Below are 12,527 nucleotides of genomic sequence, written 5' to 3'. Positions count from 1 at the left end.
TACTGTCTTATAGGCCCTTTTTGAATTTTGTATCGGGTCAGTCCCAACCTTCCTTAGTATTACTTTTTATGTTTAAACCCATTGCTGCCGCCATTTTTCTGGTCGTGCTATGCGTTGCTTCTTTGATGATTGGTGTGGCTGAAATCAGCTTCAGTGATTTTTTCAACGGAAATGACCACGCTAACTCTATTTATGTCGTAAGCCGAATTCCTCGTTTGCTCGCTATTATTCTCGCTGGCGCTGGATTGAGTGTCTCAGGTCTCATCATGCAGCAGATTGTGCAGAACAAGTTTGCTGCACCATCGACTATGGGCACCATTGATTGTGCGATGCTTGGCTATATTGTCGGTTTAGTTTTCTTAGGCAGCGCAGCGCAATGGCACTACTTAGGGTTCATTTTCACGTTCGCTGTTCTGGGCACTATGCTGTTGGTGCGCTTCTTACAGCATCTGAAGTTTAAAAATGCGGTTTTGGTGCCGTTGATCGGCATCATGTATGGCAATGTTGTTTCGTCTCTTACCACCTTCATTGCATACAAGTATGACCTTGTACAAACGATGTCTGCGTGGACCATGGCGAACTTTGCGACCGTACTACAAGGAACTTATGAGATTTTATACCTCGCAGTACCGGCCTGTATTTTAGCTTATATTTTTGCAAGTCAATTCAGTGCAGCCAGCATCGGCGAAAGCTTTGCTCGCAATATCGGTTTGAATTACCAAAAAATTGTCTTCATTGGCGTTGCGCTGGTGGCAGTTTGCGCTTCGTCAGTTGTGATGATCGTTGGCGTAATCCCTTTCCTCGGCTTGATTGTGCCGAACATCGTTTCTCTGATGATGGGCGATAACATGAAGAAGATCTTACCTTGGACTGCGTACTGGGGTGTGATTCTAGTGTTAGCGTGTGACTTGCTCGCAAGGGTGATTATTTTCCCTTATGAAATTCCGATCTCTATGGTTATCAGCATCTTTGGTGGCTTGATCTTCATTTATCTAATCTTGAGAGACAAGTCCAATGCGTGATTCTATCAAAATGGCTCTATTGGCTGTTGTCTGCATCGTGATGATCGGGGTGTTTATCGGACAGGGTCTTACTTGGGATAACTACGAGTTTTTTCTAAAGTTACGTACACCAAAGATCTTGTCAATCGTGTTGGCTGCGATTGCCATTTCAACGTCTTCTTTGGTTTTTCAAACGATCACCAATAATCGTATTCTGACACCGTCCATTCTAGGCTTTGATAACCTGTACATGTTAGTGCAAGTCTCGTTGTTGTTTGTATTTGGGAGCCTGAGTTTTTGGGTAGTTGATGCAGTTGCGAACTTTACACTTTCCGTGTGCATTATGGTGCTCTTCTCATTTGGTTTGTTCCATTTCTATTTCAAAAGTAAACGTAACAATGTCTTCACGCTGCTTCTCATCGGTATTGTTTGCGGCAGTGTTTTTGGTAGCTTATCGAACTTCCTAGGAATGCTTATCGATCCGAATGAATTTGCGGTATTGCAGAATGTGATGTTTGCGAGCTTCAACAATGTAAAAGGGGAGTTGGTTTACTTAAGCATTGTGCCTTTGGGCGCGTGTTTGCTGGCGCTATGGTGGATGTCTCCGAAGCTTGACGTGTTGTGGCTTGGCGTTGATAACGCAACCAGTTTGGGTATAAATACTAAGCGCTTAACACAGTACATCTTGGTGATTGTGTCGATTATGGTGGCTGTTTCTACGGCATTAGTTGGCCCAGTTCTCTTCTTTGGATTGATTACCGTGAGCTTGGCTCGTCAGATGTTTAAATCTTATCAACACCGAGTGCTCATTGTTGCGAGTAGCCTGCTCGCTGTCGCGCTGTTGGTTTCAGGGCAGTGGTTCGTAGAAAAAGTGATGAACTTTGAGACCACAGTCAGCGTGATTATCAACCTAGTCGGCGGTTTGTATTTTATGTTCTTGTTGTTACGCACCAGAATTCAGTAAAGGTAGTGAGAAGTGATTAAGTTAACAGGTTTAAGTAAGAAGTATGGCAAGACAATGGTTGTTGATGACGCCAGTGCACTGTTTCCGAAAGGGGAAGTAACTTCCATTATTGGCCCAAATGGTGCGGGTAAAAGTACGCTGCTTTCAATGGCGAGCCGCCTTACCGATAGTGATGCGGGTGAAGTTCTAATTGGCGACAAACTCCTTGCTGAGTGGGATACCAAAGAGCTTGCAAAGCACCTTGCGGTTTTGAGGCAGTCGAATAACATCAACATGCGCTTTACTGTGCGTGAACTTGTCTGCTTCGGACGTTTCCCTCATTCTCAAGGTAGAATGCAAGATAATGACCACAAGGTGGTAGATACGGCTTTAGAGCACTTGGGTATTACCGATATCCAAGATAAGTATCTCGACCAATTGAGTGGTGGTCAGCGTCAAATGGCGTTTATCGCCATGGTTGTCGCACAAGACACGGACTACGTTTTCCTTGATGAGCCACTTAACAACCTCGATATTAAGCACTCAGTCGAAATCATGCAGACTCTGCGCCGTTTAGCTCATGAGTTTAATAAAGCTGTGGTGATTGTTATTCACGATATCAACTTCGCTTCGAGCTATTCGGATAACATCGTTGCGATGAAATGCGGGCAGGTGATTAAAGCTGGCAAAGTGGATGAGGTTGTCGACAAGGAAATCATGGAGTCTATCTATGAAATTCCGTTTGAGATCCGTGAATTCGATGGCGTGAAGATCTGTATGTACTACTCAGGCCGATAACGTCAGCTATTGAATGATTTGATAATTAATAAGAGCGCCAATGTCTGGCGCTCTTTTTGTTGGGGGCATATCACGATAGCTATAAGCCTATAACTGAGAGGTAAGTCTTTCTAGCAGTTTGCATTCCAAAGATTGAAGCGCTTTAATGGAGTGAGTGTGCAACTGGTTTTATTTCTTCCGCTATGGAAATGAATCAGAAATAGCAAATTCAGGATGGGTTTGAGAACTATCAATGGACTTAAAAAAGTTTGATCAATTTTTAGAATTGTTAGATACCGATGAGCGAGTCATTATTCAGGCGCATGATTTTCCCGATCATGATGCTATAGCATCGGCATTTGCTATGGCTTATTTACTGAGTCAAAAAGGCTTTAAACCTTTTCTTTCATATCAGGGCTTTATTGACCGAGTTTCACTTCATAATTTGATTGGTTGGTTAGATATCCCAATCGTTAAGTCACACCAATTAGATTTAAAACCCAGCGACAAGATTATTGTGATTGATGGTTGTATCGGGGAAGAGAACGTGACTGACCTGCCCGGTTTGGAAGTGGCAGTGATTGATCACCACGACGTTAAAGTGCCGAGCTATGTTTGGTATTCGGATGTACGAACTGACTATGGGTCGACTGCGACAATCATGGTGGAGTACTTTAATTACTATAAAATGCCGATCCCTAAAAAGATCGCTACTGCACTGCTAGTCGGTTTGACGTTTGACACGGGAAGCTTTACTAAATCCATAGGTGAGGCGGATATCAAGGCTCTGTTTCAGTTGCAAAGGCGCGCCGATATGGTGACGGTGAACGGAATCTGTCGAAACCAAATCGAGTATCAGGAGCTCGAATACTTTGATTCCATGTTAGCTTCAATGAAGCGTGACAAAAACAGCGCTTTTGCGACGTTGCCGGAAGGGTGCCCTGAGAACATGCTTGGAGTTCTAGGCGATTTTCTCTTAACGGTCGATGAGATTGATGTCGTGGTGCTGAGCGCAAGATCTTATCAAAGAACGTACGTCTCCCTTCGGTCTGAATGTCAGGATAACGATGTTGCCGAGGTAGTGCGAGCGGCATTAAATGATAATGGCATTGGTTTTGGAGGAGGGCATCCACATATGGCGGGAGGCGTTATTAATCGTCGCTTTAATATCCCAGATGAGCTTGCTTATCTGTATAACCTGATCAGACCAAGCCTAAACCTGGCGTAAATAAAAAGCCCTATCTGTGCGTGATAGGGCCATTGTTTACCAAGATTTATTCTTTGTTTAGTCGTACATCAACTCTTTCACTTTTTCCTTATCGAATTCATTCAATGATTTTCTTGCTAAGTGTCTAAATGGCAGCGCTTTGACGATCTCTTCAAAAGGCTGAATGGCGAATGCCCAGAAGATCGAGCCATCAAAGCCGAAGATGATCAACGCGCATAATGGAATCGATATGATCCACTGGCCCGTGAAATTGATTTTGAATACTGCTGTTGTTTTTCCAAGAGCCCTCAATACATGGCCGTGAACCGTGTTGTAGCCACGCACGAAAGGCAAAAATATGTAGAGTGGGGCGATCACAGTCAAAGCGTCATAAGTCGCGCTGTCTAAATCGGGGTAAATGTCACCAATAAAGAAACTCAGCACCGCAAAAAAGAGCATCGATAGAATAGAGATTATGACAGCGATATCGATACTGGCGTCGACGTTCTTTCTTAAGTCAGCCATTTGTTTAGAACCAATGGCTTGGCTAATGGTAATGGCGGAAGAGTGCGCCCAAGCAGTAATGAATTGTGTACCAGCTCGTATCCAAGGCATCACTAAGGTGATTGCTACATAGGCATTGATATTGAGTTGGGTGTAGAGAAGCTGATATATAGTTGCGCCAATTGATAACATGGTGACATTCGCTGCAACTGGGAAAATCTCTTTGAAATGGTTGAGTACATTGCGTGAAAAGTTAGAACCAAACGAATTGAATGAGAGTTCAACACAGTTTTCAAAACGAATGCATAGGTAGAGATAGACAGTACGAATGATGATCGCTACTAGGCTGCCAATGGCGGCACCTTGAACACCGAGACCTTCAAAGTTAGACCAACCATGAATGAATATGTAGCTGACCAGTGCGTTGATTGGTAGCTCAATTAGATAGCCTCTAAATGGCACTTTGGTTTTGCCTAACCCGTTAAACAGCGCAATGATTACTTGGGTCACCGCGGTGAATAGAACGATGTATTTGGAAAAACTTAGGTAGACGGCAATTTCGCTGTGTAGAGATGTATCTTCCGTCAGTGAGTTTATCAACGAGTCATCAAAAAAGGTTAGAGCTAAGAAGAAGAGTAAAGCGGCGCCAAAGTTGATGAGCATCCCCGCCAAAAAAGACCGAGATAATGTAGCTTGAACGCCGGAGCCTACGGCACGACTCAACACCAGTTGCGTACCGTTAGCGAGCGCCATTTGGATACCAAGAATGAATGCGATAACCGTGGTCGCAATTCCCATTGCAGCAAGAGAGACTTCACCGAGTGGTGATACCAGGAGCGTGTCTATCATCAGCATGGACTGCATTAACAGGGCATTAAGGGCTAATGGCCAAGCGAGAGAAAGGTTCTTTTTGACGTAAGATTGAGAAAGCACAGTGACCTCGTAAGGAGCAAACTCATGATACAAGCGGGTTATATCATGAGTGTTTCAAGCCAGATGTATAGATTGCGATTGAAGTCGCTATCGTTATGCTATCGCAACTTGCTTTAAAGGCACTTTGGATAGCTTTTGATTGTCGTCGTTTAGTAGGCTTTGAGAGGCTATCCGTGCTCCCTCGCTATTCCCAGACATAATAGAGTCATAAATCGCTTTGTGTTCTGCTAAACAGAAGCGTCCACCTTCTGCCGAATGATCAATAAATTGTCGAAAAATCGCTGACAAAATATTGCCAAATGGAATATAGAACTGGTTGCCTGTTGAGAGGAAGATTGTTCGATGGAACAGGTGATCGTTAACGGTCCAACTTCCGTAATCAAAGCTCTCTGCTGCGAGCGTCATTTTTTGGAAGAGTATTGAGAGTTCTTTACGCTGTTCTACCGATGCATTTCTAGCTGCAAGCGCACAAGCTTCCGGTTCTATTGCTTTGCGAAGGCCTAAGAATTGAGCCAGGAATGGCTTGGTGTCTTCAAGATCTTGAATCCAATCCAGGAGTTGAGGGTCCAAGAAGTGCCAGTTAGAACGAGGCATAATACGTGTGCCGACTTTGGGCTTCGACTCGATCAGACCTTTGGCTGATAATAGTTTGGTTGATTCTCTCAACGCAGTACGGCTTACACCGAAGATTTCGCATAGCTCCATTTCGCTGGGTAGTTTCTCTTCTTCTTTCAACTCTCCAGATAGGATCTTACGGGCGACTTGTCTTGCAACTTGGACATGAATGCGGCGGTTAGAATCTTCCACCAGCGTGAATACGGACATGTAAACCACCTATATTAAAGGGTCAAAGCCAGAATCAACTGGCTTTGGGTTGTCAGTGTTACGTCGTTTAGATTAGAAAAGGCCGTCAGTGTAAGATGTGATAAAGAGAGTTAGCTCAACCAAATTCACCATTTCAAAATGCTGATGACCATATTTATATCTCAACGCGAGTGTTCAGACGTACTACTGCAAATTAATGAGATGTAATAAAGACACCTCGTTGTTTGGCCCATAAATGGGACCGACGTTGTTATTTATATGACTTTCAATGAGACAACGGACTCGTGATCGACGCGATTTCCGATTAAGGGGATTGATAATATTGAAAATCAACACCCAATTAATAATACAATAGCATCTATTTGAATCAAGCAGTACATCGCGAAAATCTGCCATATGCGGCTATAAATAGTCAGAAAGGTAAATATATGTGACATTAGTCGTACAAAATAATGCGCTAAATAGAAGTGAGAATTATTATTAAGCTATTAGTTGATAGGCAATTTTGAGCGTATTATTTGCGTAATCTAATTTATATCATTTGTTTTGTTTAAATCTGGGACGGAGCGCAGTAAGGATATTTGGTAGTTGAATATATAAGTGATATAGTAAGGATTAAATAATACATAAATAACAACAAGTGAACTTATGGTCGGAACATTCAATTCAATCTCAGGCTCCAAGCGCAGCCTGCACGTGCAAGTTGCTCGTGAAATCGCTCGCAGCATTTTATCAGGTGAGCTTGCTCAAGGCTCTATTATCCCTGGTGAGATGGCGCTTTGTGAGCAATTTGGTATTAGCCGTACTGCACTGCGTGAAGCGGTTAAACTGCTAACATCAAAAGGTCTATTAGAGTCTCGTCCAAAAGTTGGTACTCGTGTTGTTGATCGTGCTTACTGGAACTTCCTTGATCCGCAATTGATTGGTTGGATGGATGGCCTAGCGGATACAGATGAGTTCTGTTTCCAGTTCTTGGGTTTACGTCGTGCAATTGAGCCTGAGGCGTGTGCACTAGCTGCGAAAAATGCATCAGCTGAACAGCGTATCGAGCTATCAGAGACCTTCCAAGAAATGGTAGAAGTATCAGAAGCTGAAGTATTTGACCAAGAGCGTTGGACAGATGTGGATATGCGATTCCACAGCCTTATCTTTAACGCAACAGGTAACGATTTCTATCTTCCGTTCGGCAACATCTTAACAACGATGTTCGTTAACTTTATTGTTCACTCTTCGGAAGAGGGTAGCACTTGTATCAATGAACACCGCCAGATCTATGATGCGATCATGGCTGGTAATAGTGAAAAAGCACGTGCTGCTTCTGCTAACCACTTACAAGCGTCTAACCACAGATTGCCAGCAGCAAGCTAACCTGCGCTTTCTGCCTAAATTAGATACAAAAAAAATAAAGCCAGCAAATATGCTGGCTTTTGTGTTTTTAATCTTTGTGCAGACTAAAAGCTTTGTAAAGATTAAAGCTGGGTATTGATTAGAAGCTGTAGGTAATACCAACACGGCTACGTAGTTGACGATCACGACTGTCTTGTACGTTACCGAACTCTACATACGGACGCCAGTTCCAGTCAGACTCTTTGTAACCTACTTTAAGGTTGTAATCCCATTCATAGTCAGCACCGCCACCGCCAGTCCATTCATTATTTGCAAAATCTTCCGCGTAGTTTGCTTCAAAGCCGAACTGGAACGCGTTCCAGTTGTAATCTAGGTTACCAGTGATTTTACTACGGTTGCGGTTATCATTTGAGGAATCCGATGTGTAGTCGCGGAACTCATGACGGTAGCGTAGTTTCGCCTTTAAACCCGATTCGAACGAGTACTGCACGCGAACCTGAGGTTTATAAGTCACGCTATCAGAACCAAAAGTCACTGGCATACTTGGCTGGATCATCCATTGATCATTCAATTTGAAACGGTAACCATATTCAAACTCATTGTCTGCTGCTTCCCACTCTGAGAATGGTTTACCTTTTTGCTTCATCTCAGCGCCAAAAAAGTGGTTGTCGACTGAACCGCTCATTTTTATACGGCTTGCCCACTCTTCGGAGCCATGTTTGTACTCTTGGCGCGCATCAAGCGATGCAGCAGAAACACTGCCAGCAAAAAGAGATGCCGTAATAGCTAAAGCAATTTTATTTTTAGAAATCATAATGTTGTTCCACTGTAATTAAAGTCATAAAGGGTGGGCGTTAATGCACCCACCAGTAGGGGATTTATAGTTTTGGGTAGAGCAGCTCGATATCACGTTGTGCCCAAACCTCCGCCAAGTTCTTCTTCACGGTGAACTCGCTAAAGTCTGTTTCGGTTGCCAGTTTGACCCACTCAGGTTTGTCCATTGCTACACCGGCTTTTAGGTAAAGTGGTGTCATGCGTTCAATGCGACGACGTTTGTCTTTTTGGGTATATGGCCACTCTTTATCTAGGTCGTGATAGTTAGCCATAAGCTGGATACCAGTCTCTAAAGAGCCGCCTTTCTTGTTGGTGTAGTTCCAAAGGTCGACGTCTACCTTTTCGCCAATCTGCGCCATGCCAACCAATGGATCTAAACTGAAGTAGTGGTAGTGATAAGCTCGAGTACGCTCAATTTCATGCGGTTGAGAGCCATCCTTTTCGAACTGAGTATCGATGCGCATTTTGCCTTTCTGAACCATCTGTTTTGCCAGTGGTTCGTTACCAATAAAGTAGGCAATACTTGCGACTTGATAGTCATACCAAGTACCGTGGTTGTTCTCAGCGTAAGCCTCACCTTTAGGACCTCCTGACAGGTCATCGACAATCAGCCAATCTAGGTAGTCGCTGTACCATTGCTTGATCTGTTCTTCGTCTTTTTCTGTCCAAGAAGGTGATTGAGAAAGCATGGCGATTGAATCAAGCATGCGATCAGCCAAGGTACGAGTATCAATGATTCCACCACGACGTCCTTCGGCAACACCTGGAACGCCTTGGCCATAATTCACATTAGGATTCATCTTCGTCTCTTCATTGATGAACCAAGTTCTAATGTAATCAATACCTTGCTGCGCATACTTTTCGTCTTGACTAAAGTAATAAGCGATAGCTAATGCGCGAACTGAGCGGGTGAAGTGGCCAATTCGCTTAGAATCAGTTTCGTCTGTTTTAGACGCTGGATTTGTTTTTCCATCGTGGCGAACCCAAGGCAGCCCGTCATCTTTAGATTCATCTGGCCACCAATATGGGCTAATACTCATGTAATCATTTTTGTTACCGCTCGGTGGGGTCATGCCTTTATCAGCGACACTGAATGGCCCGTCTTGCATTGCAAGCTCTGCTTCTTCGAGTAGTCGCTCATAAGTGACCTTCATTGTTGAAGGTGCTTTCTCAGATTGAAGTAGAGTTCGGTTTGTTTCTAATGTTGCTTCATCTAAGAAGACGAAATCTGCTGCCATAACATTGGAACCAAAAGTGATGGCTCCAATACAAGCCGCAAGGTGTAGGGGACGTAGGGCTTTCATAAAATGCCTTTTATTATTGAGTTAAGATAATACAAATATGCTATCCCAATATTTTCACGTTGATCTGTGAATTGGATCTACTTGTGATGACAAAATCGACGGTAACAAACCGTTACACTCTGAAATAAATATGCTAAGAGACTGTTTTATATGGTATTGGTGTATTTATAAGAAGTTTGGTTGGAAAATAGACATTAGAGAATTGTGCGTTCAATCATGTAATCGCGAATAATCGCTTTATTTTTATTTGTAATACATTAAGATTATTTCGGCTATCACGGAGAAGCATTTGGCAACGGTATGTTGCAGTTTGATTGATTCGTTTTGGCTATCGGACCTTAGGCATTGATTGAAATGCCTTACACCGGTATTTCTATTCTTGCTCCCAACTATACTAATGACGACTTCTGTTGAACGATGTTGAGATAAAAGAAGGTGGTGGCAATACTGCCTTTGCGCCCATGTTGATACAGGCAACATGGGCGTTTTTTTTTGCCTGATTGAAAATGGTCCTCCTCCTCCTAGTTGAATTGTCCACTCCCCAAACTCAGTATTTTATTATTTGCATAGTCAGAAAAATTTAGGTGTCGATTAGGTATTTATAAGTTGATTAGTATTACTTAATTTCATTGGTGAATGGAGGGACTGGTAAAGAAACGATTCAATTAGGCTGTTTTAGATGAGTAACCTTGCTTAATAAATGAAATTAAAAACCCAATCTAGATGTATAATATCTAAGATTTATATGATTATTTCGCGTCCATTTGTGCTTTTTATCTCCTCTTTTCTGCTTTTATAGTTTTTTGCTTACTCGAACAATCGATGACTTTGAACTCGATCACTCCCCGCGTTGTTACAAGTCCAAATTTAAGATTTGAATCACGCAATTGAATTATTGTAGTACAAATATTCTCTATCGATATTTATAGTCGAGGCAACAAAAAAACAAATAAAAGGTCTCTACAATGGAACTCAATACACTAATAGTAGGTATCTACTTTCTATTCTTAATTGCAATAGGGTGGATGTTTAGAACGTTTACTAGTACGACAAGTGACTACTTCCGAGGAGGAGGTAGCATGCTTTGGTGGATGGTTGGTGCGACCGCCTTTATGACTCAGTTTAGTGCGTGGACATTTACTGGTGCGGCTGGTAAAGCGTTTACCGATGGCTTTGCTGTTGCGATCATCTTTATCGCCAATGCGTTCGGCTACTTGATGAACTACCTATACTTTGCACCAAAATTCAGACAGTTACGCGTGGTGACGGTTATTGAAGCGATTCGTATGCGTTTTGGTAAGGTCAATGAGCAAGTATTTACTTGGTCTGGTATGCCAAACAGCGTTATCTCTGCGGGTATCTGGTTGAATGGCCTTGCAATCATTGCATCAGGCATCTTCGGTTTCGATATGACGACAACCATCATTCTGACAGGCCTAGTTGTATTGGTAATGTCAGTAACGGGTGGCTCTTGGGCTGTTATCGCATCTGACTTCATGCAGATGGTCATCATTATGGCAGTAACGGTTACCTGTGCTGTGGTTGCTATGTACCACGGTGGTGGTGTAACCAATATCGTCAACAACTTCCCGACAGACTCGTTCATTACAGGTGACAACCTTAACTACCTGAGCATCTTTAGCATTTGGGCGGTGTTCATCTTCCTAAAACAGTTCAGCATCACCAATAACATGTTGAACTCTTACCGTTACTTAGCGGCAAAAGACTCGAACAATGCGCGTAAAGCGGCACTATTGGCTTGTGTTCTGATGACGCTTGGCCCAATCATTTGGTTCATGCCTTCTTGGTTCATTGCTGGTCAAGGTGTCGATCTGGCTTCTCAATACCCAGAAGCGGGCAGTAAAGCGGCGGACTTCGCTTACCTTTACTTTGTGCAAGAGTACATGCCGGTAGGTATGGTAGGTTTATTGATTGCAGCGATGTTTGCCGCGACGATGTCTTCTATGGACTCAGGGCTAAACCGTAACTCAGGTATCTTTGTTAAGAACTTCTACGAGCCGATTTTACGTCCAAATGCCAACGAGAAAGAGCTGGTTATCGTTTCTAAGCTAACGTCTACCTTCTTTGGTATTTCCATCATCCTAGTTGCTCTGTTCATTAACTCACTTAAGGGACTAAGCCTATTTGATACCATGATGTATGTGGGTGCCTTGATTGGCTTCCCGATGACAATCCCAGCGTTCTGTGGCTTTTTCATCCGTAAGACTCCAGACTGGGCAGGTTGGGGTACGCTAGTTGTCGGTGGCTTTGTATCATACTTTGTAGGTTTCGTTATCACTGCTGAAATGATTGAAGGTTGGTTTGGTCTGAATGAACTGACTGGTCGTGAATGGGCTGATCTGAAAGTTGCCATTGGTCTAATTGGACACATCGTATTTACTGCTGGCTTCTTCGTACTTTCAACGTTGTTCTACAAGCCGCTTCCTGAACATCGTGAGAAAGACGTTGATACCTTCTTCGGTAACTTGGCAACACCACTTGTTGCAGAAAGCACAGAACAGAAGAAGTTAGATAACAAACAACGTCGCATGTTGGGTTCACTTATTGCTGTCGCAGGTGTTGGTGTTATGACGATGTTCGTCTTACCAAACCCAATGTGGGGACGTTTAGTATTCGTATTGTGTGGATTGATTGTGTTCTCGGTGGGCTTACTCTTAGTTAAGGCCGTTGACGACAAAGTCGAAGGTGCTCAACAAGAAACCACGGCCTAAGACAAGCCGATAAATTCATAAAGCCGCTCCGTTGAGCGGTTTTTTTTTGCCTAGAAAACGGGTTTGTTGTGGCGTAAATACCACCTATTGTGAGCACGTAGAGGGTTTAGCAAAATTTTT

10 protein-coding genes are annotated in these 12,527 nt (G+C 43.1%); 6 read left to right on the top strand and 4 right to left on the bottom strand.

Annotated elements, in window-relative coordinates; translation table 11 throughout:
* Positions 1-68: 68 nt before the first annotated feature.
* The 4 genes from VFDL14_RS04395 (at position 69) to VFDL14_RS04410 (ending at position 3,949) form a co-directional block, all read left to right on the top strand.
* Entirely contained in the window at positions 69-1,022 is a 954-nt protein-coding gene (locus VFDL14_RS04395; protein ID WP_032552770.1) for an ABC transporter permease, read from the top strand.
* Positions 1,015-1,965 carry an iron chelate uptake ABC transporter family permease subunit gene (locus tag VFDL14_RS04400; protein WP_032552769.1) on the top strand — a complete coding sequence of 317 codons (951 nt, stop codon included), beginning with the start codon at positions 1,015-1,017 and terminating at the stop codon, positions 1,963-1,965. The genes VFDL14_RS04395 and VFDL14_RS04400 overlap by 8 nt, the downstream gene beginning before the upstream one ends.
* Positions 1,966-1,977: 12 nt before the next feature.
* A complete protein-coding gene (locus VFDL14_RS04405) occupies positions 1,978-2,742 on the top strand; it encodes an ABC transporter ATP-binding protein (protein WP_032552768.1) in 765 nt (254 codons plus the stop codon).
* A 232-nt stretch (positions 2,743-2,974) separates the two neighbouring features.
* On the top strand, positions 2,975-3,949 hold the full coding sequence (locus tag VFDL14_RS04410; protein WP_032552767.1) for a DHH family phosphoesterase: 975 nt from the start codon (positions 2,975-2,977) through the stop codon (positions 3,947-3,949).
* 57 nt (positions 3,950-4,006) lie between these two features.
* On the opposite strand, the gene VFDL14_RS04415 is transcribed toward VFDL14_RS04410, so the two are convergent.
* Together VFDL14_RS04415 and VFDL14_RS04420 are read right to left on the bottom strand one after the other, a co-directional pair.
* Positions 4,007-5,296 (bottom strand): MATE family efflux transporter, encoded by a 1,290-nt coding sequence (locus tag VFDL14_RS04415; RefSeq protein ID WP_032552959.1) that lies wholly within the window; start codon positions 5,294-5,296, stop codon positions 4,007-4,009.
* A 162-nt stretch (positions 5,297-5,458) separates the two neighbouring features.
* Positions 5,459-6,190 (bottom strand): FadR/GntR family transcriptional regulator, encoded by a 732-nt coding sequence (locus VFDL14_RS04420; RefSeq protein ID WP_032552766.1) that lies wholly within the window; start codon positions 6,188-6,190, stop codon positions 5,459-5,461.
* Between the two features lie 648 nt (positions 6,191-6,838).
* On the opposite strand from VFDL14_RS04420, the gene VFDL14_RS04425 reads away from it, so the two are divergent.
* On the top strand, positions 6,839-7,558 hold the full coding sequence (locus tag VFDL14_RS04425; protein WP_032552765.1) for a FadR/GntR family transcriptional regulator: 720 nt from the start codon (positions 6,839-6,841) through the stop codon (positions 7,556-7,558).
* A 118-nt stretch (positions 7,559-7,676) separates the two neighbouring features.
* On the opposite strand, the gene VFDL14_RS04430 is transcribed toward VFDL14_RS04425, so the two are convergent.
* Both VFDL14_RS04430 and VFDL14_RS04435 read right to left on the bottom strand, forming a co-directional pair.
* Positions 7,677-8,351 carry an oligogalacturonate-specific porin KdgM family protein gene (locus VFDL14_RS04430; RefSeq protein WP_032552763.1) on the bottom strand — a complete coding sequence of 225 codons (675 nt, stop codon included), beginning with the start codon at positions 8,349-8,351 and terminating at the stop codon, positions 7,677-7,679.
* Positions 8,352-8,415: 64 nt separating this feature from the next.
* Positions 8,416-9,675, bottom strand: coding sequence for an alginate lyase family protein (locus VFDL14_RS04435; RefSeq protein WP_032552762.1), 1,260 nt, complete (start codon positions 9,673-9,675; stop codon positions 8,416-8,418).
* Positions 9,676-10,640: 965 nt separating this feature from the next.
* On the opposite strand from VFDL14_RS04435, the gene VFDL14_RS04440 reads away from it, so the two are divergent.
* Positions 10,641-12,407: a sodium:solute symporter family transporter gene (locus tag VFDL14_RS04440; protein WP_032552761.1), complete on the top strand. Its 1,767-nt coding sequence runs from the start codon at positions 10,641-10,643 to the stop codon at positions 12,405-12,407.
* Positions 12,408-12,527: the final 120 nt, after the last annotated feature.

This window comes from Vibrio fortis (assembly GCF_000695685.1).
Lineage (GTDB): Bacteria > Pseudomonadota > Gammaproteobacteria > Enterobacterales > Vibrionaceae > Vibrio > Vibrio fortis_A.
This window is presented reverse-complemented; position numbering and strand designations above follow the sequence as displayed.

Coding starts and splice junctions, on each gene's coding strand:
- VFDL14_RS04395 (WP_032552770.1), top strand. CDS start 69: ATGTTTAAACCCATTGCTGCCGCCATTTTTCTGGTCGTGCTATGCGTT.
- VFDL14_RS04400 (WP_032552769.1), top strand. CDS start 1,015: ATGCGTGATTCTATCAAAATGGCTCTATTGGCTGTTGTCTGCATCGTG.
- VFDL14_RS04425 (WP_032552765.1), top strand. CDS start 6,839: ATGGTCGGAACATTCAATTCAATCTCAGGCTCCAAGCGCAGCCTGCAC.
- VFDL14_RS04440 (WP_032552761.1), top strand. CDS start 10,641: ATGGAACTCAATACACTAATAGTAGGTATCTACTTTCTATTCTTAATT.
- VFDL14_RS04435 (WP_032552762.1), bottom strand. CDS start 9,675: ATGAAAGCCCTACGTCCCCTACACCTTGCGGCTTGTATTGGAGCCATC.
- VFDL14_RS04410 (WP_032552767.1), top strand. CDS start 2,975: ATGGACTTAAAAAAGTTTGATCAATTTTTAGAATTGTTAGATACCGAT.
- VFDL14_RS04415 (WP_032552959.1), bottom strand. CDS start 5,296: ATGCAGTCCATGCTGATGATAGACACGCTCCTGGTATCACCACTCGGT.
- VFDL14_RS04430 (WP_032552763.1), bottom strand. CDS start 8,351: ATGATTTCTAAAAATAAAATTGCTTTAGCTATTACGGCATCTCTTTTT.
- VFDL14_RS04420 (WP_032552766.1), bottom strand. CDS start 6,190: ATGTCCGTATTCACGCTGGTGGAAGATTCTAACCGCCGCATTCATGTC.